18 protein-coding genes and 2 pseudogenes are annotated in these 19,242 nt (G+C 66.7%); 5 read left to right on the forward strand and 15 right to left on the reverse strand.

The window, feature by feature from the left end; translation table 11 throughout:
• Window positions 1–17: 17 nt before the first annotated feature.
• The 6 genes from AB8998_RS05270 to AB8998_RS05290 all read right to left on the reverse strand — a co-directional run bounded on the left by AB8998_RS05270 (window position 18) and on the right by AB8998_RS05290 (window position 7,547).
• Window positions 18–689, reverse strand: coding sequence for a hypothetical protein (locus tag AB8998_RS05270; RefSeq protein WP_369736937.1), 672 nt, complete (start codon window positions 687–689; stop codon window positions 18–20).
• A gap of 2 nt (window positions 690–691) precedes the next feature.
• Window positions 692–1,702, reverse strand: a complete 1,011-nt coding sequence (locus tag AB8998_RS05275) for a dihydroorotate dehydrogenase-like protein (RefSeq protein WP_369736938.1) — start codon at window positions 1,700–1,702, stop codon at window positions 692–694.
• 1 nt (window position 1,703) lies between these two features.
• The gene (gene nifJ / locus AB8998_RS05280; RefSeq protein WP_420492650.1) at window positions 1,704–4,394 is read right to left on the reverse strand and encodes a pyruvate:ferredoxin (flavodoxin) oxidoreductase; all 2,691 of its coding nucleotides are present in this window, start codon (window positions 4,392–4,394) and stop codon (window positions 1,704–1,706) included.
• Window positions 4,361–5,320, reverse strand: coding sequence for a pyruvate:ferredoxin (flavodoxin) oxidoreductase (locus AB8998_RS31545; RefSeq protein ID WP_420492636.1), 960 nt, complete (start codon window positions 5,318–5,320; stop codon window positions 4,361–4,363). Before AB8998_RS31545 ends, nifJ begins: the two co-directional genes overlap by 34 nt.
• Window positions 5,317–5,772 (reverse strand): OsmC family protein, encoded by a 456-nt coding sequence (locus tag AB8998_RS05285; RefSeq protein WP_369736939.1) that lies wholly within the window; start codon window positions 5,770–5,772, stop codon window positions 5,317–5,319. Before AB8998_RS05285 ends, AB8998_RS31545 begins: the two co-directional genes overlap by 4 nt.
• Before the next feature lie 354 nt (window positions 5,773–6,126).
• Window positions 6,127–7,547, reverse strand: a protein-coding gene (locus AB8998_RS05290) for an IS3 family transposase (RefSeq protein ID WP_369736940.1) whose coding sequence is annotated in 2 segments (ribosomal slippage) — window positions 6,127–7,199 and window positions 7,199–7,547 — 1,422 coding nt in all. Because the reading frame shifts where the segments join, the coding sequence is not laid out codon by codon here.
• A 149-nt stretch (window positions 7,548–7,696) separates the two neighbouring features.
• Between AB8998_RS05290 and AB8998_RS05295 the strand changes: the two genes are divergently transcribed.
• A complete protein-coding gene (locus AB8998_RS05295; RefSeq protein WP_369736941.1) occupies window positions 7,697–9,316 on the forward strand; it encodes an IS1634 family transposase in 1,620 nt (539 codons plus the stop codon).
• A 252-nt stretch (window positions 9,317–9,568) separates the two neighbouring features.
• Window positions 9,569–10,825: an ISL3 family transposase gene (locus AB8998_RS05300; RefSeq protein WP_369736942.1), complete on the forward strand. Its 1,257-nt coding sequence runs from the start codon at window positions 9,569–9,571 to the stop codon at window positions 10,823–10,825.
• Window positions 10,826–11,022: 197 nt separating this feature from the next.
• On the opposite strand, the gene AB8998_RS05305 is transcribed toward AB8998_RS05300, so the two are convergent.
• From AB8998_RS05305 to AB8998_RS31555, 5 genes and pseudogenes are all read right to left on the reverse strand, one after another.
• Complete coding sequence (locus AB8998_RS05305) at window positions 11,023–11,523, reverse strand: hypothetical protein (protein WP_369736943.1); 501 nt, start codon at window positions 11,521–11,523, stop codon at window positions 11,023–11,025.
• A pseudogene (locus tag AB8998_RS31550) lies at window positions 11,498–11,560 on the reverse strand (hypothetical protein); the annotation flags it as partial. The pseudogene AB8998_RS31550 and the gene AB8998_RS05305, both read right to left, overlap by 26 nt.
• A 321-nt stretch (window positions 11,561–11,881) precedes the next feature.
• A complete protein-coding gene (locus AB8998_RS05310) occupies window positions 11,882–13,282 on the reverse strand; it encodes an IS1380 family transposase (RefSeq protein WP_369736302.1) in 1,401 nt (466 codons plus the stop codon).
• A gap of 160 nt (window positions 13,283–13,442) precedes the next feature.
• Window positions 13,443–14,843: an IS1380 family transposase gene (locus tag AB8998_RS05315; protein WP_369736302.1), complete on the reverse strand. Its 1,401-nt coding sequence runs from the start codon at window positions 14,841–14,843 to the stop codon at window positions 13,443–13,445.
• A 71-nt stretch (window positions 14,844–14,914) separates the two neighbouring features.
• On the reverse strand, window positions 14,915–15,148 hold the full coding sequence (locus tag AB8998_RS31555; RefSeq protein ID WP_420492637.1) for a hypothetical protein: 234 nt from the start codon (window positions 15,146–15,148) through the stop codon (window positions 14,915–14,917).
• Window positions 15,149–15,572: 424 nt separating this feature from the next.
• Here AB8998_RS31555 and AB8998_RS05320 point away from each other — a divergent pair, with 424 nt between their 5' ends.
• Window positions 15,573–15,788 (forward strand): hypothetical protein, encoded by a 216-nt coding sequence (locus AB8998_RS05320; RefSeq protein ID WP_369736944.1) that lies wholly within the window; start codon window positions 15,573–15,575, stop codon window positions 15,786–15,788.
• Window positions 15,789–15,939: 151 nt separating this feature from the next.
• Here the strand turns inward: AB8998_RS05320 and AB8998_RS05325 are convergent, their stop codons facing one another.
• Complete coding sequence (locus tag AB8998_RS05325; protein ID WP_369736945.1) at window positions 15,940–16,110, reverse strand: hypothetical protein; 171 nt, start codon at window positions 16,108–16,110, stop codon at window positions 15,940–15,942.
• Window positions 16,111–16,387: 277 nt separating this feature from the next.
• Between AB8998_RS05325 and AB8998_RS05330 the strand changes: the two genes are divergently transcribed.
• Together AB8998_RS05330 and AB8998_RS05335 are read left to right on the forward strand one after the other, a co-directional pair.
• The gene (locus AB8998_RS05330) at window positions 16,388–16,669 is read left to right on the forward strand and encodes a DUF1490 family protein (RefSeq protein ID WP_369736946.1); all 282 of its coding nucleotides are present in this window, start codon (window positions 16,388–16,390) and stop codon (window positions 16,667–16,669) included.
• 25 nt (window positions 16,670–16,694) lie between these two features.
• Window positions 16,695–17,300, forward strand: coding sequence for a cation diffusion facilitator family transporter (locus tag AB8998_RS05335; protein WP_369736947.1), 606 nt, complete (start codon window positions 16,695–16,697; stop codon window positions 17,298–17,300).
• A 21-nt stretch (window positions 17,301–17,321) separates the two neighbouring features.
• On the opposite strand, the pseudogene AB8998_RS05340 reads toward AB8998_RS05335, so the two are convergent.
• The 3 genes and pseudogenes from AB8998_RS05340 to AB8998_RS05350 form a co-directional block, all read right to left on the reverse strand.
• Window positions 17,322–18,363 (reverse strand): annotated as a pseudogene (locus AB8998_RS05340) (cation diffusion facilitator family transporter).
• Window positions 18,360–18,761 (reverse strand): ArsR/SmtB family transcription factor, encoded by a 402-nt coding sequence (locus tag AB8998_RS05345; RefSeq protein ID WP_369736948.1) that lies wholly within the window; start codon window positions 18,759–18,761, stop codon window positions 18,360–18,362. Before AB8998_RS05345 ends, AB8998_RS05340 begins: the two are co-directional and overlap by 4 nt.
• Before the next feature lie 65 nt (window positions 18,762–18,826).
• Window positions 18,827–19,195, reverse strand: a complete 369-nt coding sequence (locus AB8998_RS05350) for an ArsR/SmtB family transcription factor (protein WP_369736949.1) — start codon at window positions 19,193–19,195, stop codon at window positions 18,827–18,829.
• Between the last annotated feature and the right edge of the window lie 47 nt (window positions 19,196–19,242).

The raw sequence follows: 19,242 nt of genomic DNA on the forward strand, positions 1-19,242 counted from the left end.
CCTGTCACGTTCGGTTGTCACAGACCCGTTATGGCGACGAGGACGAGCGAGACGTCGCGGACGAGGGCGCGGACGTCGTTGAGGAAGGGTTCGACGTCCTCTTGGGTTTCGGAGGTGACCTCGAAGGTCATGTACGACGGTGCTTTGGCGCGGGCGCCTTTGACGGTGGGGACCTCGAGGCGGAGGTTGACGATGTCGTAGGGGCGGTCGCCGAGCAGTTCTTCGAGGCGGACGAGGAACTGCTTGTCACCGAACTCGCCGGCCACTTCGACGCGGGCGCGGGTGGTGACGAGTTCGATGGCGGCCTGCGCGTTGGCACGTGCCTTGGCGATGTCTTCGCGTTCGTGTTTGCGTGCGGCCTCTTTCTTGACGGTGCGAAAGATCTGCCGTTCGCGTTCGAGCCGCCATACCGCGTCCATCGGCGGGAATGTGATGGCGCCGGTCGGGCAGATGTTGCCGCAGGTCGAGCAGCCGACCGCGCAGTTCATGGGGTCGACGGCGACCGCGGTGGCGTCCTCGATCTCGAAGACGGCTCGCCCGCAGGTGATGTAGCAGAGCTGGCAGCCGATGCAGGCTTCGGCGTCGATGGTTGGGTACCAGGGGATGTCCTCGCGGGGGATCCCGTGCCACAGGTTGGGCTTCGCGTCGAGCTTCGTGTCGGGCTTCGCGTCGGGCTTGGCGTCGGGCATGGTTATCTCCTGGTTCGCGCGGGTTGCCAGCTCTCGAGGATGCGGGCGTAGTTGAGCCGTTCCCAGGCGGTGGGGTCGGCAACGTTGTGGAGGTCGGTCGCGCCGCGCGCGTCGTGGCTGCTGCGGTAGTGGTGGGTGTCGAGCCACCCGGTGAGTTCGTGGCTGATCCGGGCGAGGGCGGTGGGCCCGTCGTCGAGCAGGGCGGAGACAAGTTGCACGGTGGTCGCGCCGCACAGGATCGCTTTGGCCGCGTCCATGCCGGTGTGCACGCCGCCGGTGGCGGTGAGCGGCAGCTCGACGTGGCCGTGCAGGACGGCGAGGGCGTGCAGGCGTAGCGGTAGCTCGGCTGAGGTGGAGGGGGTGAGGCGGCGGTCGACGTCGAGGGTGTCGAGGTCGATGTCGGGTTGGTAGAAGCGGTTGAACACCACGAGCCCGGCGGCCCCGGCGGCGGCGAGCCGGTCAGCGAAGGCGGTCAGCCCCGCGTAGAACGGGGACAGTTTCACGGTCACAGGTACCCCGGATGCGGCGACGACGGCGGCGACGGTGTCGATTTGGCGGGCTTCGACCTCGGCACTGGTCAGGTGCAACGCGGTGGGGGGCTCGTAGAGGTTGAGTTCGAGCGCGTCTGCTCCGGCGTCGGCGAGCTGGCGGGCCAGGTCCGTCCACCCGCCGGGGGTGATGCCGTTGAGCGAGGCCACGACGGGTATGTCGAGCGCTGCGCGCAGAGCCTGCAAATGGCGCAGTGTCGGTGCCGGGCCGATGGGAACCACGTCGGTGTCGGGCAGAAACGAGCGCGCTTCGGCGTCGGTGTCGACGTAGCTGTCGATGAAGCGGTGCAGGCCGAGTTGTTCGGCGACGATCTGTTCCTCGAACACCGACGCCAGGACCAGCGCGCCGGCTCCGGCGTCGGCGAGGCGCTGGGCGTCCTCGACGGTCCGGGTCAGCGGCGAGGCGCCGACGACGAGCGGGCTGTGCAGCCGCAAACCGAGCCAGTCGGTGCCGAGGTCGGCCATGTCAGTCCTCGTGGGTGGAAAGGTGGATGGCGGCGAGTTGCTGGTAGAGGGCGTGGCGCCGGGCGATGGCGTGCTCACCGGCGGCGACGAGCCGTTCGTAGCGCTGGGGGTCGGCGAGTTCGACCATCCGGAAGCGGGCCTCCTGCTCGAGGTAGTCGCGCAGCGGGACGGTTACCGGGTCGGCGTCAATGACCAGGGGCGACTCGCCAGTCTCGATGCGGCGCGGGTCGAAGCGATACAGGGGCCAGGCGCCGCTGCCCACGGCCCGGCGCTGTTGGGCAGGGGCGTTGACGAGGTCGTAGCCGTGGGCGATGCACGGGCTGTGAGCGATGACCATCGACGGGCCGGGGTAGCTTTCGGCCTCCTGCAGGGCTGTTTGCGTCTGAGCGGTGTGTGACTGCATGGCGACACTAGCCACATAGACGTGTCCGTAGCTCATCGCCAGCAGCCCGAGATCCTTCTTGCTGGTCTCCTTGCCGGCGGAGGCGAACTTGGCCACCGCGCCCAGCGGTGTGGCTTTGGACTGCTGGCCGCCGGTGTTGGAGTACACCTCGGTGTCCAGGACGAGGACGTTGACGTCGTGGCCTGAGGCCAAAACGTGGTCGAGCCCCCCAAATCCGATGTCGTAGGCCCAGCCGTCGCCGCCGACCAACCAGACCGATCGGGGCACCAGCGCGTCCGCACACCGGGCGAGCTCGTCGCCCCCGTCGACGTCGGCGAGCAGCGCGCGCAGCCGGGTGACGGCCTCGCGGCGCACGCCGACGGCGATGTCGTCGCCGCTCGGACACGGGCCGGTGAGCTCGCCCACGAGCTCGGCGGGTAGTTGCGGCGCGAGGCGCTTGAGCAGGGTGCGGGCGCGGCGGGCGAGGGTGTCGGTGCCCAGGCGCAACCCGAGGCCGAACTCGGCGTTGTCCTCGAACAGCGAGTTGTTCCACGCCGGCCCGCGCCCGTCGGCGTCGGTGGTGTAGGGGCTGGTAGGTAGGTTGCCGCCGTAGATCGAGGAGCAGCCGGTGGCGTTGGCGATGAGGAGTCGATCGCCGACGAGCTGGGTCAGCAGTCGCAGGTAGGGGGTTTCGCCGCAGCCTGCGCAGGCGCCGCAGAACTCGAACAGCGGGTTGAGCAGCGCGATGCCCGAACGGGTCCGCGGGATGCGGGCGCGGGAAACGTCGGGGATCTGCTGGTAGAAGGCGAACGCTTCGCGTTCGCTGTCCCGGTGGTCGACCGCGGGTTGGAGGTTGAGCGCCTTACGGCGCGCTTGGGTGCGGTCCTTGCCCGGGCAGACCTCGACGCACAGCCCGCAGCCGGTGCAGTCGTCCGGCGCGACCTGGACGGTGAAGGCCAGTCCTTCGAGTTCGGGGGTGAAGCCCTCGGGTGTCGACCGGAACGTCGAGGGCGCCCCGGCGGCCTCCTCGGGTTGGAACACCTTGGTGAGAATCGCGGTGTGTGGGCAGATCATCGAACAGCGGTTGCACTGCACGCACAGGTCGGGTTCCCAGATCGGCAGGTCCAGGGCGATGGCGCGCTTCTCGAACTTGCTGGTGCCGGTGGGCCAGGTGCCGTCGGGCGGGAAGGCGCTGACCGGCAGGCGGTCGCCGTGGCCTTCCAGCAGCAGGCGCGTCACCCGCTGGACGAAGTCCGGAGCGTCGGCGGGCACCGCCGGCGGGCGGGTGCGAGCGGCGTCGACGGTGTCGGGGATCGGGATCTGGTGCAGGGCAGCGACGGCGGCGTCGATGGCGGCGGTGTTGCGTCGTACGATCTCCGAGCCGCGCCTACCCCAGGTGGCGGTGACGGCCTGCTTCATCCTTGTGAGGGCCTCCTCGAGGGGCAGCACATCGCTGAGCGAGAAAAAGCAGGCCTGCATCACGGTGTTGATCCGCCGACCCAGCCCGTGCTCGTCAGCCAGGCGGTAGGCGTCGATCACGAACAGGCGGCAGCCGCGCTGCAGCAGCGTCTGCTGCGCTTCCCGGGGCAGACCGGCCCACACCTGCTCAGGCGGCACCGCCGTGTTGAGCAGCACGGTGGTGCCCTGCTCGGCGCGGTCGAGAACGTCGTAGCGGTCCAGGAAGCCGGGATCGTGCACGGCGAGGAATCCCGCACGGCGGATCTGGTAGGTGGAACGGATCGGTGCGGGGCCGAACCGCAGGTGCGACACGGTCGTCGAGCCGGCCTTCTTCGAGTCGTACACGAAGTAGCCCTGGCAGGCCTGTTGTGTCGCCTCACCGATGATCTTGATCGTCGCCTTGTTGGCGCTCACCGTCCCGTCGGAGCCCAGCCCGTAGAACACCGCGCGGGACACCCCGGCCGGCTCGGCGTCGAACTCCTCGTCGACCGGCAGGGATAGGCCGGTCACGTCGTCGGTGATGCCCAGGGTGAAGCGGGTGCGGGGCCGCTCGGTTTCGAGTTCGTCGAAGGCGGCCTTCACCATCGCCGGAGTCAGCTCCTTGGAGCCCAACCCGTAGCGGCCGCCGATGATCCGGGGCAGCGAGGCGCGGCCGCCGCTGGTGACGGCGTCGGCCAGCGCGGCGGTCACGTCCAGCAGCAGCGGCTCGCCGGTCGCGCCGGGCTCCTTCGTCCGGTCCAGAACCGCAAGCGAGCGCACGGATGCGGGCAGCGAGGCGACGAACGCGCCCATCGCGAAGGGCCGATAGAGGCGGACCTTCACCAGCCCGACCCGCTCACCTCGAGCGAGCAGGGCATCGACCGTCTCGTGGGCGCATTCGGCACGGAGCCCATCATGACCAGCACCCGGTCGGCTTCAGGGTGCCCGACGTAGTCGAAGAGCTGGTAACGCCGGCCGGTGAGCCCTGCGAAGTGTCGCATCGTGTCGGCGACGACGCTCGGGCAGCGGTCGTAGAACGGGTTGGTGGCCTCCCGGCCCTGGAAGAACGCGTCGGGGTTCTGCGAGGTACCGCGCGTGACCGGGCGGTCAGGATTCATCGCCCGGGCTCGGTGCGCCTCGACGGCCTCCGCGTCGATCAGGGCCATCAGCGTGTCGTCGTCGAGCGAGCCGATCTTTTGCATCTCGTGCGAGGTGCGGAACCCGTCGAAGAAGTGCAGGAACGGAACCCGGGTGACAAGCGTGGCCGCATGGCCGATGGCGGCGAGATCCTGCGCCTCCTGCGGCGACCCGGATGCCAGCAGTGCCCACCCGGTCGCGCGGGCGGCCATCACGTCGGAGTGGTCCCCGAAGATCGACAGCGCGTGGGTGGCGATGCTGCGGGACGCGACATGGATGCAGCACGCGCTCAGTTCGCCGGCGATCTTGTAGAGGTTCGGCAGCATCAGCAGCAGCCCCTGCGACGCGGTGAATGTCGTCACCAGCGCGCCGCCCTGCAGCGCCCCGTGCACCGCGCCGGCGGCACCGGCCTCCGACTGCATCTCCACTACCTGCGGCACCGTCCCCCACAGGTTCGGCCGATGCTTGGCAGACCATTCGTCGGCGTGCTCACCCATCGGTGAGGCCGGCGTGATCGGATAGATCGCCACGACCTCGCTCAGCCGGTACGCCACCGACGCGACAGCCTCATTGGCATCGACGGTCACCACAGCCGCTTCGCCATCGCCGGACGGCGGGCCGTCTCGCACCACCGCAGCGGAAGCCGCGATGTCGATGCTCATGACGTCGCCGCCGTGGGTGTGGTGAGGATCCGTCCCTCGATCGCGCAGGCCGCCGACAAGGTGTTGTAGACGGTGCCGAACCGGCGCAGGTTACGGTCCAGCAGATCCACACGATGCTGGGGCTCGTCGCTGACCAGCCGTAGCTCCCAGGTGATCGCGACGAACTTCGGCGGCGCGTCCTGGCGCCGGGCCTGCACATCGACCTCGGCACGGTCATACCGGAACGGCAGCAGCTGCCCGGACCGCTCGAGGTTCTTGAGCAGGCACGCCGCAAACGCCGACGCCAGCAACTCGGCCGGCCCCGGCAACCCGGACGGCTGGCGACCCCAGCTGGCGTCGAAAGCGATCGTCTCGCTGCCGGCGGTCACCTCGGCTTGTCCGCCGCCGATGCTGCCCGCCCGGACTCGGTATACCGTCGGTGACGACGAGGACTGCGTAACGCGCTCAGACATCAGAGCTTGTTTCCTTCCAAACCGGTGCGCGGGAATTGGCCCGTCATGGCGTGTGATGTTTTCCAGGCTATGGTCGCGCCCTGGGCCGGCGGCAGGGTCGTAGGGCCCAAGGTTCCGTTCCGGAGCACGAGACTCTGGACGAATCCATCGGCCTGATCGTGCATGCGTCCATACGTGTTTCTTGATCGCGGCTTCACACCTGAGTTTGGACACCGTGGGCGATTTTGACGCCTCGTAGTTCTCTGACCTGGTGGTTTGGTCGTATAGCCGGGTGTGTTGGGGTACTAACCGGGTAGGTTCGGGCGGTGGCGTACCGGAATCTGTCAACCTGAATGAGGCACCGTTGAGGGGTATTTACTGAGTGGCCTCCTCGGTGTCGTCTGGTTTGTTGATCCACGAGCCGTTGGGCAGTTTCGGTGGTTCGGGAGGCTTGCGCACGAACCGTTCTGGGTGTGCGGCGTAGGCGGTGTCGAGCACGCCGGCGCGCTTCTCGCGGACGATGACGGCGGTGCCGTAATGCACGTCGGCGGGAACGTGTAAGCCCAGCCCGGTATGGCGATGTTCATCGTTGTACCAGCCGAAGAAGATCTGGCAGTGCCGGCGGGCGGTCTCGATCGAGGCGAACCAATCAGGGAAGTCGGGCCGATACTTCAGTGTCTTGAATTGCGCCTCGCTAAACGGGTTGTCGTCGGAGACATGCGGGCGTGAGTGCGACTGGGTGACGCCCAGGTCGGCGAGCAGGAACGCCACCGGCTTGGAGGTCATCGAAGAGCCACGGTCGGCGTGGATGGTCAACTGGTCACGGCCGATACCCTGCTTGGCGCATGTCTGGCGGATCAGCACCTCGGCCAGCGCCGCAGACTCCCGGTACGCGACCATCCATCCGACCGCGTAGCGGGAGAAGATGTCCAAGATCACGTAGAGGTAGTAGTACGTCCACTTCGCCGGGCCGCGCAGCTTGGTGATGTCCCATGACCAGACTGAATTTGGCTGACGTGCAACTAATTCCGGCTTCACCGTCGCGGGGTGGGTGGCTTGGCGGCGCCGCTCCTTGCTTTCACCGGCTTGGCGCAGCAGCCGGTAGAAGGTCGAGATCGAGCCGAGGTAGCGGCCTTCGTCGAGCAGTGTGGCCCACACCTCGGTCGGCGAGGTGTCGACGAAGCGCTCGCTGTGCAACTCAGCCAGGATCGCGGCCCGCTCAGTGGCAGACAACGCGCGAGGCTGCGGTCGGTCCTTGTGGCCGATCGGCGCCGGCCGCTGCGGTGGCGGGCTGTGCCGGTGTCGGCGGTAGTAGCTGGCTTGGGCGACACCGACGACATCGCAGGCCTTGCGTACGCCGATCTTGGGCGCCAGCTCGGCGATCGCTGCGTCGCTCACTTCATCGACCCGTTCTCGGGCTCCGCGCTCTCGGAGAGCGTCTCCAAGAGCGCGTGCAGTTTTGCCTGCACGTCCACCACGAAGCGGGTCTTGGCCAGCTCCTGCTCCAGTTGGCGCTTCTCGGCCTCCAACCGGGCGATCCGCTCGGCCTGTGGGTCGCGCCGCTGACGTCCGCGCCCAACGGCCAAGCCAGCCAGCGCGCCCGCGTCGCGGGCACGCCGCCACGCCACAATATGGCTGGAATACAGGCCCTCCCGGCGCAACAGCGCACCCTTCTCACCTTCGGGAGCAGCATCGTAAGCAGCCAGGATCTCCAGCTTGTACTTCGCGGTGAACGTCCGGCGCCGGGCACGCTCGGGCACCTCGGGGTCAGGACGTCCGGTCCCAGCGTCATTCATCCGACCAGGATCTTCGATCCCGGTCGATCGGACCAATGCGGTCACCGTGTTCGCCATCTCGGGGAAACTCTCCATCCCCGCCCTCGGGTCACTAATTATCAGGGGGCAGGTGCCTCAACCCAGGTTGGCAGAGAGGGTACGTGCGGTAGGTGCGCACTGCCTCGGGTGCGGTGGCGGTGCAGGTGGCGCGCAAGGACCATGGCCGGGTGGTGATTCTGGCGCATCTGGGCTCGGCGCATACCGATGCTGAGCTGGGGATTCTGCTTCATGCGGCCCAGCAGGTGGTCCTCGACGGCCAAGCCGCACTCGATTTCGAGGTCTCCGCACGCGCCCAGTCGGTGGCCGATGTGGCCGACTTCCGGGATCGTGGGTTGCTCGCCGCGCCGGGCCCGCCCGCGGCCCCAGCGTCGGTGGCGCCGCCGGGGCGCACGCTGGGGACGAACTGCCGGCTGCTCTACGAGGTGCTCGCGCATGTGTATGGCTGGCTGGGTTTCGACGAGGTCGACGATGAGGTGTTCCGCGATCTGGTGATCGCCCGGATCGTGGAGCCGACCAGCAAGATCGACGCGCTGCGAGTGCTGGGAGACCTCGGAGCGCCGCTGGTGTCGTACAAGACGATCGATCGCCACGTCCGCAGTCTGCACGCCAGTCCGGCTCGGGATGTCGTGGCCGCGAAATGCTTTGAGTATTCCCGTGATTGCGGTGGGCTGTCGCTGCTGCTGTACGACACGACCACACTGCACTTTCAGGCCGAAAACGAAGACGAGCTGCGCCGGGTCGGGTATTCCAAAAACCGCCGCGTTGATCCTCAAATCGTCGTCGGGCTGTTGGTGGACCGCACCGGGATGCCGTTGGAGATCGGCTGTTTTGAGGGCAACACGGCCGAGACGACCACCATCGTGCCGATCATCGCCGGCTTCATCGAACGTCACAACCTCGGCGGCGTCCCGTTGGTGGTTGCCGCCGATGCCGGGATGCTCTCAGCGGCCAATCTCAAGGCCCTCGACGAGTTGGAGCTGTCCTTCATCGTCGGGTCCCGCATGACCAAGGCGCCTGGGGATCTGGAGTCTCATTTCCATTGGAACGGTGATGTGTTCACCGACGGGCAGATCATCGACACCGTCACACCGCGGCACGGCAACACAAGGGTTAATACCACCACGTTGCGTGCCGAACCGGTCTGGAACCCTGACAGCGACACCGGTGCGTGGCGGGCGATCTGGGCGTACTCGGCCAAACGGGCCCGCCGCGATCAGAAGACACTGGCGGCTCAGGAAGCCCGGGCGCGGGCAATCGTCTCCGGCGAGAAGAAAGCCAAGACAGCACGATTCGTCAAGACCCGAGGCGACGACCGCGCCCTCGATGAGGCCAGCCTGGCCCGCGCGCAATCCCTGGTCGGACTCAAAGGTTATGTGAGCAACGTGCCAGTCACCGTGATGCCGCCCGCCGAGGTCATCGCGAAGTACCACGATCTCTGGCACGTCGAGAAGTCGTTTCGGATGTCGAAATCCGACCTCGATGCCAGGCCCATGTTCAACCGGATGCGCGATGCCATCGAGGCGCACCTGAACATCGTGTTCGCCGCACTGGCGGTCTCCCATGCCATCCAATCGCGCACCGGACTTTCCATTGCGAAGGTCGTCAAGCTACTGCGACCGCTGCGCAGCGCGACCATCAACATCAACGGCGCAACGCAGACCTTCCCGCCGGAAATCCCCGACACCGAGGGCAAGATCCTCACAGATCTCGGCTTCAACCCTGGGTACTAAGCGAAATGTCCAAACTCAGGTGGACGAATCCATCGGCCTGATCGTGCATGCGTCCATACGTGTTTCTTGATCGCGGCTTCACAGGCCCCGTGTGGCGCTTTCGCCAACTGGCCCTTGGGGGCTGCCGCGATCACCCGCGGGGCTCTTGTGACGTTGTCGTGGGTTCGCTGACCTGGGAATTTGGGCGCAACGCCGTGTCCTGCTTACGTTTTGGACTGTCTAGGGTTCAATCCGCGAGAAGGAGCTACGGCGTTGCGCATGTCCAGGGTATTGGCGAGCGGTCTGGGTGACCAAAACATGGTGATCGAGGACGTGACGATCGAGACCGAGACCACGGGTCGGAAGCAGCCGAAGACCTCCGAAGTTCTGGTGTTCTCGGTGCGGCCCAAGGCGTCGCAGGCGGGCCGGTGCTCGCGGTGCCGGAAGCGGTGCCCGGGCTATGACGCGGGGGGCCGGGACGGGAACGGGATCAGGCGCTGGCGGACCCTGGATGTGGGGACCACAAAGGCGTATCTGCAGGCCGCGGCCCCGCGGGTGGCATGCGGCGAGCATGGGGTGGTGGTTGCGCATGTGCCGTGGGCGCGGCCGGGCGCCAAACACACCTGGGCGTTCGAGGACACCTGCGCGTGGCTGGCCGCGCACACCGCATTGAGTGTGCTCACGGTGCTGCTGCAGATCGCCTGGCGCACCGTGGCGGCGATCGTGACCAGGGTGGTGGCCGATGGCCGCGACACCAACGACCTGCTCGCCGGACTGTCGCGGATCGGCATCGACGAGATCGCCTACCGCAAGGGACATCGCTACTTGACGTGCGTGGTTGACCACACGACAGGCCGGCTGGTGTGGGCCGGCGAGGGCCGCAACCAGGACACGCTGGGCCGGTTCTTCGATCAGCTCGGCGCCGAGCGGGCCAAGCTGCTCACCCACGTCAGCTGCGACGGGGCGGAATGGATCCACGCCCTGGTGCGTGCCCGCGCGCCGCAGGCGCTGATTTGCCTGGATGGGTTTCATGTCGTGGCCTGGGCCATGAAGGCACTGGACAAGGTGCGGGTACGCACCATGACCCGCGCCGGGATCACCGATCGGCACGCCATGTGGGCGACCCGCAAGAACCCGGCTGACCTGTCCTGCGAGCAGCGCACCAGCCTCGCTAAGATCGCCGACACCAACCGCACCCTCTACCGGGCGTATCTGCTCAAAGAGCAACTACGCGAGGTGTTTCGGGTCAAGGGCACCCACGGGCGGCAGCTGCTGGCCGGCTGGCTGTCGTGGGCGTCGCACTCACGCATCCCCGAGTTCGCCGCGCTGGCCCGCAGCATCCGCCGCTACCGCGACCTCATCTGGAACACGCTCGATCACGGCCTGTCCAACGCCCGATCCGAAGCCACCAACACCCACCTGCGGGCATTAACCAAACGCGCCTACGGATTCCACAGCCCAGACGCACTCATCGCCATGGCCATGCTCACCCGAGGCGGCCTCTGCCCAGCACTACCCGGACGGAAATGACCCACTACAACGTCAGTAGATCCACCCGCGGTGGGCGGGTGTGTTCATCGCAGTCGCCATTGATCGTAGAGCCGGGATGTGCATTTAGGGGCGTCGCGGGCCGGTATGGATTCCGTGCCCAGGACGCTTTCGAACAGGGCGTGGTCCGATAATTTTCGCGAGCATCAAATTAGGTGGTCGATGAGACTTGGTCCTGCTCACCCTGTGGCCATGAACCGGGTCAGATAGAACGGCTCAAAGGGGCCGATTTCGACTCCGGCACCCACCGGACCGGAGGTTTCATGAAACCGGGCGTCGAGATGGGAATTTTCATGATCCCAGACGGATTCCCAGACGCCGTGCAAAAGATAGGCGCGCAGCTCACCATCTGGAGTTGTGTTTCGCAGTATCTCGGTCGATAACGCCTTACGAAAGAGCCGATTATTCTTGCTGCCGGGTTGGCCGATGCCACTTGGATCATCATTTGGCTGGTAGGTCTCTTGTGCCACCTTGAGCAGTGGGAGAACGAGTTTTTCCCATTCGTGGTGTCCGGTATCCGCGACCATGACATGGTTCACGACCGTCACGGTGTCGTGCTCGGGGGCTTCGACGGGATGACGCAGACGCCCGAAGTTGCGCGTAATCGGCAAAGCGAATGAACAGCGAATAGAAATATGGTTGCGAATGGTCTCTGACGCCGTCGAGATAAGCTTCGGCAAGGACTCCCTTATAGGACTCGGGGTAGTTTTTCACCATGGTCCTCAGAATTTCACGGTGGCCCGGGTTCTGCTGTGGCGGTCTGCGGGGCGGCAGCTTTGTCGAGGTTTTGAGGCTGGGGGTAGGCGGCGGCGCCGCGTGTCGTGCGGTGACGCCGGGTCCTTTATCCCGGGGGTGGTTACCCTCAGAATTTCACGGTGGCCCGGGTTCTGCTGTGGCGGTCTGCGGGGCGGCAGCTTTGTCGAGGTTTTGAGGCTGGGGGTAGGCGGCGGCGCCGCGTGTCGTGCGGTGACGCCGGGTCCTTTATCCCGGGGGTGGTTACTCCTTTCTTGGGGTCGAGAGGGCATAGGGGCCTGTGGGTCAGGGTATGGCGCGGACCCTGTTGAGGGCGTCGGCGAATTCTTGTGCCCAGGGCCAGGTTTGGGGGATCCGCAGGATCAGGTAGCGGGATCGTTTGATCAGCCGGGCCGCGGCGTGCAGCAGCCGGTAGCGCAGGGTGGCGGGTTCGGCTTTGGCCAGTGGGCCGTCCAGGAGTAGCAGTCGCATCCAGCACAGCAGGTCGATGGCGATCGCGACGGCGGTGACCCAAGCGGTGTTGATGGCGAACGAGTGTGAGGGCCAGCGGGCCAGGCCGGTGTCTTTGCCGGTGCGGATGAAGCCCTCCACCCGGGCGTGGACGCGGTGGCGGGCTTCCAGTCGCTGGGGTTGTCCACCGGCAGTCGAGGTGGCGAGGACCTGGTAGCGGTAGCCGGCCAGCTGCTCGAACAATGACAACTGGGTGCCGTGTTCGATTTCTTCGCGCCGCACCAGGATGCGCATGCCGGCCGGCCAGCCGACCAGCCGATCCCCTCCGGTGCTGTGGCGCAGCAGCCCGGTCAACTCGGCGACCTGGGCGTCGTCACGGGCCGCTCCGGTGGCATCCAGTGCGGCTTGCCATCCCGCATCGGGCATCTGGCCGATCGCGACCCGGACCCGCTCATCGAGGTCGAATCCGACCGAGTAGCCCACTGACATCCCCGGCCGGGCATTGAGTTTCTCCAGGTGTTCGACGACGGCGTGGCTTGAACCCGCGCCGTCGATGGTGACCAGCAACTTGCGGCGCCACTTGGCCGGGATCGCCGCGATCGCGGCGTCGATGATCGCGATATGATCGGCCGCGGTGTTCGAGCCGGCGTTGCCTGCACGGGCGATCACCGCCAGCAGTTCGCCGGTGTTGTCACACCACGCCAACAGCGGGTGGAAGCCAAACCCGCCTTTGAAATTGCCTGCGGCGTGCTGCTTATCGCTGTGCGACTGAATCAGCGACGCGTCGATGCGGATCACGATCGTGTCCCCGAGGTCCCCATAGCAGGTCTGCGAAGCCGGGATCGCACCGTGGCGGGCCTCGATCGCCTCCCACACCCGAGAGCGGACCTTGTTGCGCACGGCCGTGACCTCGGTGATGCTCTGCTCGTCGATCTCGCCCAGGGACCGCCACATCGTCGGAACCGACGCCACCGCCTGAAACAACCGGTGCTGATCGCGCAGCACCGCGGTGCCGGCCAGGTTCTGCGCGCCGCCGGCGATCGATACCGCCACATCGCGCAACACCGCGCCTCGGTCGTGGGTGACTTCTGGGCGCGACAGCACCGACGACAAACCGCTGGTCAAACCCAGATTGTCGGCCAGCAACCGGGGTATCACGTTACCGGCGTGCCCGACCACGTCGTCGCCACGGACCTCAACTCGGACATTCTTCGACCAATCCGTAGTAGCCTGCATCTGACAGGTGCACTCCCATCCTGGATAACCGAGCCTCGAATACTCCGATTATCCTTGCGGCAGTGCACCTTTCACGTTAACGACACCCCTGAGCTCCACATTCGATGAAAAATCCAGGTTACTCCTTTCTTGGGGTCGAGAGGGCATAGGGGCCTGTGGGTCAGGGTATGGCGCGGACCCTGTTGAGGGCGTCGGCGAATTCTTGTGCCCAGGGCCAGGTTTGGGGGATCCGCAGGATCAGGTAGCGGGATCGTTTGATCAGCCGGGCCGCGGCGTGCAGCAGCCGGTAGCGCAGGGTGGCGGGTTCGGCTTTGGCCAGTGGGCCGTCCAGGAGTAGCAGTCGCATCCAGCACAGCAGGTCGATGGCGATCGCGACGGCGGTGACCCAAGCGGTGTTGATGGCGAACGAGTGTGAGGGCCAGCGGGCCAGGCCGGTGTCTTTGCCGGTGCGGATGAAGCCCTCCACCCGGGCGTGGACGCGGTGGCGGGCTTCCAGTCGCTGGGGTTGTCCACCGGCAGTCGAGGTGGCGAGGACCTGGTAGCGGTAGCCGGCCAGCTGCTCGAACAATGACAACTGGGTGCCGTGTTCGATTTCTTCGCGCCGCACCAGGATGCGCATGCCGGCCGGCCAGCCGACCAGCCGATCCCCTCCGGTGCTGTGGCGCAGCAGCCCGGTCAACTCGGCGACCTGGGCGTCGTCACGGGCCGCTCCGGTGGCATCCAGTGCGGCTTGCCATCCCGCATCGGGCATCTGGCCGATCGCGACCCGGACCCGCTCATCGAGGTCGAATCCGACCGAGTAGCCCACTGACATCCCCGGCCGGGCATTGAGTTTCTCCAGGTGTTCGACGACGGCGTGGCTTGAACCCGCGCCGTCGATGGTGACCAGCAACTTGCGGCGCCACTTGGCCGGGATCGCCGCGATCGCGGCGTCGATGATCGCGATATGATCGGCCGCGGTGTTCGAGCCGGCGTTGCCTGCACGGGCGATCACCGCCAGCAGTTCGCCGGTGTTGTCACACCACGCCAACAGCGGGTGGAAGCCAAACCCGCCTTTGAAATTGCCTGCGGCGTGCTGCTTATCGCTGTGCGACTGAATCAGCGACGCGTCGATGCGGATCACGATCGTGTCCCCGAGGTCCCCATAGCAGGTCTGCGAAGCCGGGATCGCACCGTGGCGGGCCTCGATCGCCTCCCACACCCGAGAGCGGACCTTGTTGCGCACGGCCGTGACCTCGGTGATGCTCTGCTCGTCGATCTCGCCCAGGGACCGCCACATCGTCGGAACCGACGCCACCGCCTGAAACAACCGGTGCTGATCGCGCAGCACCGCGGTGCCGGCCAGGTTCTGCGCGCCGCCGGCGATCGATACCGCCACATCGCGCAACACCGCGCCTCGGTCGTGGGTGACTTCTGGGCGCGACAGCACCGACGACAAACCGCTGGTCAAACCCAGATTGTCGGCCAGCAACCGGGGTATCACGTTACCGGCGTGCCCGACCACGTCGTCGCCACGGACCTCAACTCGGACATTCTTCGACCAATCCGTAGTAGCCTGCATCTGACAGGTGCACTCCCATCCTGGATAACCGAGCCTCGAATACTCCGATTATCCTTGCGGCAGTGCACCTTTCACGTTAACGACACCCCTGAGCTCCACATTCGATGAAAAATCCAGGTGGTCGAGTCGCCGCTCATCTGCTTGAGCATGAGGCTCAGAAAACCCGGCGACTGGCGCCAGGCCGAAGCCCGCTCCGTCAGCGCCCCCATGGCAGCGTCATGTTCCGGGCTAGCAACGCGGAACTCTAAATAGAGCGTCACAGGCCCCTCAGGCGCGGCCACGGCCTCAGGCGTCGTTTGTGTCATATGGCCACTTAACCACGTCTTCTATGCCCTGCGCAGATTGCTGCCGCGGATTGCTGCCGCGGATTGCTGCCGCGGATTGCTGCCGCGGATTGCTGCCGCGGATTGCTGCCGCGGATTGCTGCCGCGGATTGCTGCCGCGGATTGCGCCCACAGCCTTCTACAGGCTGCTGTTCACTGTGGTCGGCAGCCCGCTGAGCATCTTCGTGTCGACCGGGACGAGCCTTGGTGTCGCGGTCATGCATCCGATCCTGGACAGCCGTGGGGGCGGTTTCTGTCGCTTTCAATGACGCACGGCCGCCCCTGGTGGGCTTGATCCGCTCACCGGGGCGTATGTCGCGGCGATAGGCGCGAATGGCGGGCGAAGAGAACTAAGGTTTGACGCCGCAGTTCGCGCGTTCACCGGCGATGCCGAAAGGTGGCGGCTGTGCCAGCCGGGTCGACCTCTAACACTCCTGTCTATCGCGTTCCTCGCCGCCGCGCGCCGACCTTTCGCCACCGCCTGCTGGGCACCCGCATCGCCGAGGCCGCCATCACCGACCCCGCCTGGCCCGGCCTGGTCGCCGTGGTCACCGCCGACACCTGCGCGACATCGCCGACACCCAAGCCATCCGGCGCACGATACGCCCGCCTGCTCACCTAACGCGTCGAACTGCTCACCCACCACGCCCCGGAGGTCCGCGGCATCGACCGAATGGGAATAAAAGCCATTACAAAACAGCCGATTCCGCCGGGCGGTCGGCTAACCGTATGTGCCATAAGCCGTTTGGTCCTGCCGCGGTGCACGCGCCCCGCTACGGCGAGGCGGGCACGTCGGAGATCCCCTGCCGAATTCCCCGGTCTATCTCGTCGCGGACGAGGGCGCTGTCGGCCGGGCCCCGCTGCGGGCAGCTGCAGCTGAGGGCGTTGAACACGCTGGGGTCCGCATCGGCGGAGGCTCCCAGGCCGACAGCTACGCCGAACATAATCGCGCTACTGACAAGGACTTTCGTTATCATTTAGGGCAGCGTCTCCATGTTGGGTGTCGCGCCAACCATACTAGGCGCGTTGGCGCGGCATGTCTGCCTGTTCGCAGCGGACGGAAGCTGTTTTATTGCAGGGGAATTTCGGAGCAGAGGCCGGACCCTTTCCGCTCGGGCGTTGATTCATGCGTATATCGTGATACCGTGATCCACGAGGCCGACCATCACCTTCTGAGCGCGAAAAAAAGTCGGATTGCTCAGCGGCAAGGAAGGATTGGCGATGATTGTCAGCGGAATATGGGCGAAGGCCACGCACGCGGTCGTCACCGGTGCGGTCGGAGTCGGGGCGTATGAGCTGTTGCGAAAGGCGGTCGGCTCGGCTCCGGTGCACCGGGCAGCGGTGAGCACTGCGGAGCTGGGCCTGCGCGCGACGCGGGGCACCGAGCGGGCCGCCGAGTCGGCCCGACTGAAGTTTGCCGACGTGACGGCCGAGGCCCGCGAACGGATCGGGGAGCAGGCCGCTCCTCCGGCCACCGGCGAGACCGACCAACACGACCACTGATGCGTGTCCCAATACAGCTGCCTTGATGGGTGAGCTCGACGCCGATGCGCATAAAACCCTGCTGCGCAGGGGATTTGCGCTGGAATATGCCACGCTGGCGTGGAATGTGGTCGGCATCGTCGTCCTTGCGGTGGCGGCCGTCGAGGCCGGGTCGGTGGCTCTGGCCGGGTTCGGTCTGGACTCGCTGATCGAGATCGGCGCCTCGCTGGTGGTGGTCTGGGAGCTCTCCGGAACCGGCGAGGCGCGTCAGCGGTTTGCGCTGCGGCTCATCGGCGTGAGCTTCGCGGGTCTCGCGGTCTATTTGCTGGTGCAGTCGACGGTGGTGCTCGTCAACGATTTTCACCCCCGTCACTCGCCGCTGGGCATCGCCTGGACGGCTGTCACCGCGGCCGCGATGTTCGCTTTGGCGGCAGGTAAGGCCAAAACCGGCTCCGCTCTGGGCAACCCCGTGCTCGCCACCGAAGGCCGGGTCACCCTCATCGACGGTCTGTTGTCGGCGGCGGTCCTGCTCGGGCTCGTGCTCAATGCCCTCGCCGGCTGGTGGTGGGCAGACCCGCTCGCCGGTTACGTCCTGGTCTTCTACGCGTTGCGCGAGGTCAAAGATATCTTCTTCACCCACACCGCCGGGTGAAGACGGAGTCGTCCGGGGTTCTCAGTGCGGCTGATGGCGTGCGCCGTGCTGCTCGGTGTCGTGGCGGTGCGCCTCCGCGGGATTGGCGTCACCGGCGGGGTAGGCGTGGATCATCGCGGTGGTCAGCTTGGGAACTGTGTGCATGAGATCGTGCTCGGCGTCGTGGGCGATGCGGTGCGCGTCGGCCAGGCTCAGGGCGGGGTCGATGTCGAGTTCGGCGTCGGCGTGTAGCCGGTGCCCGATCCAGCGCATCCGCACACTGCGTACCGAGCGCACGCCGGGGCGGGCGCCCAGGGTGGTGCGTGCGGTGTCGACGAGCTCGGGATCGACACCGTCGAGGAGACGCCGGAACACGTCGCGGACGGCGGTGCGCAGCACCGCCAGGATGGCCACCGTGATGACCAGGCCGACGATCGGATCGGCGAGCGGATAGCCGAGGGCGACACCGCGCGGCGAACAGCACGGCCAGAGAGGTGAATCCGTCGGTGCGGGCGTGCAGCCCGTCGGCGACCAGGGCGGCCGAGCCGATGCGCCGGCCGACCCGGATCCGGTAGAGGGCGACCCATTCGTTGCCGATGAACCCGGCCAGCCCGGCCAGCGCAACCCATCCGACGTTCTCGATCGGCTCGGGATGGACGAGCCGCATGACGGCTTCGTAGCCCGCGATGATCGCCGACACGGTAATCATCGCGACCACGAAGAGGCCGGCCAGGTCCTCGGCCCGGCCGAACCCGTAGGTGTAGCGGCGGGTGGCGGCCTTGGTGCCCAGGGCGAACGCGATCCACAGCGGCACGGCGGTCAGCGCGTCGGAGAAGTTGTGGATCGTGTCGGCGGCCAGGGCGATCGACCCGGTGGCGACGACGATGACGATCTGCACCACGGCGGTGATCGCCAGCACCAGAAGACTGGTCTTGACCGCGCGGATCCCGGCCGCGCTGGACTCCAGCTCGCTGTCGAGGCTGTCGGCGGCATCGTGGGAATGCGGGGCGAAGATCTCCTTGATCGCTCCCCGCAATCCCTTCGGATGGTCGTGAGCGTGGTCGTGGTCGTGCTGGTCGCTCATCTCGGGTGGGCCGTTCGCGACGGAGGGCCGGCTGCGATGTCGCGCACGACGGGTTGGTCGCGGTGGTGGGAGGGAACGCCGGGTCCGGCGTGCTCGGCGTTGAACACCGCGTCGACCACCAGCCGGCTCACGTGGTCGTTCTCGAGGCTGTAGAAGATCGTGGTGCCCGCCCGGCGGGTGCGCACCAGCCGGGCCATCCGCAGCTTGGCCAGGTGCTGGGATACCGACGGCGCGGGCTTGCCCACCCGGTCGGCCAGGTCGGTGACCGACAACTCCTCGTCGATCAACGACCACAACAGTCGAATCCGCGTGGCGTCGGCCAACATCCGGAACACCTCGACGATCAGGCCGACCTGATCCTCGTCCAGCGGCGACCGCGAGTTAGTACCTGCATTCATGCGTAGATACTAGGCCAGACGGCAACGATTGTCGCCAGCGCTTTTCGGGCGCGGCAACGAAAAACTCAGTCCCGTGGGGCAGGGACCTCACGGGGCGTGGCGGCGTCGCCGATCGTGTCGGCGCCGAACAGCGCCTGGCTGAGCACGCGCAACACGTCCTGATCCGCCGGGGAGTAGTACACGAACGTTCCCTCGCGGCGGTTTTTCACCAGGCCGGCAAGACGCAGCTTCGCCAGATGCTGGCTGACCACCGCCGGCGCCACCTGCGCCAACTCTGCCAGACACGCCACCGACGTCTCACCCTGCGACAGCGCCCACAGCACTTTGATCCGGGTCGGGTCGCTCAGCATCCGGAACGCCTCGGCGGCGCGACCCACCTGATCCTCGGTCGGCATGGTGAACCCGGAGATCGACGTGTGCACAGCATGCAGCATACCGCTGACCTCGGTGATCGGTCGCCTGGCTGTACTTGCATTTGCGT

Source organism: Mycobacterium sp. HUMS_12744610, assembly GCF_041206865.1.
In the GTDB taxonomy this organism is placed as follows: domain Bacteria; phylum Actinomycetota; class Actinomycetes; order Mycobacteriales; family Mycobacteriaceae; genus Mycobacterium; species Mycobacterium servetii.

Excerpts from the sequence above, each read along its gene's own strand:
- AB8998_RS05270 (WP_369736937.1), bottom strand. The coding sequence starts at position 689 with ATGCCCGACGCCAAGCCCGACGCGAAGCCCGACACGAAGCTCGACGCG.
- AB8998_RS05275 (WP_369736938.1), bottom strand. The coding sequence starts at position 1,702 with ATGGCCGACCTCGGCACCGACTGGCTCGGTTTGCGGCTGCACAGCCCG.
- AB8998_RS31545 (WP_420492636.1), bottom strand. The coding sequence starts at position 5,320 with ATGAGCATCGACATCGCGGCTTCCGCTGCGGTGGTGCGAGACGGCCCG.
- AB8998_RS05285 (WP_369736939.1), bottom strand. The coding sequence starts at position 5,772 with ATGTCTGAGCGCGTTACGCAGTCCTCGTCGTCACCGACGGTATACCGA.
- AB8998_RS05310 (WP_369736302.1), bottom strand. The coding sequence starts at position 13,282 with ATGCAGGCTACTACGGATTGGTCGAAGAATGTCCGAGTTGAGGTCCGT.
- AB8998_RS05315 (WP_369736302.1), bottom strand. The coding sequence starts at position 14,843 with ATGCAGGCTACTACGGATTGGTCGAAGAATGTCCGAGTTGAGGTCCGT.
- AB8998_RS31555 (WP_420492637.1), bottom strand. The coding sequence starts at position 15,148 with ATGACACAAACGACGCCTGAGGCCGTGGCCGCGCCTGAGGGGCCTGTG.
- AB8998_RS05325 (WP_369736945.1), bottom strand. The coding sequence starts at position 16,110 with ATGTTCGGCGTAGCTGTCGGCCTGGGAGCCTCCGCCGATGCGGACCCC.
- AB8998_RS05330 (WP_369736946.1), top strand. The coding sequence starts at position 16,388 with ATGATTGTCAGCGGAATATGGGCGAAGGCCACGCACGCGGTCGTCACC.
- AB8998_RS05335 (WP_369736947.1), top strand. The coding sequence starts at position 16,695 with ATGGGTGAGCTCGACGCCGATGCGCATAAAACCCTGCTGCGCAGGGGA.
- AB8998_RS05345 (WP_369736948.1), bottom strand. The coding sequence starts at position 18,761 with ATGAATGCAGGTACTAACTCGCGGTCGCCGCTGGACGAGGATCAGGTC.
- AB8998_RS05350 (WP_369736949.1), bottom strand. The coding sequence starts at position 19,195 with ATGCTGCATGCTGTGCACACGTCGATCTCCGGGTTCACCATGCCGACC.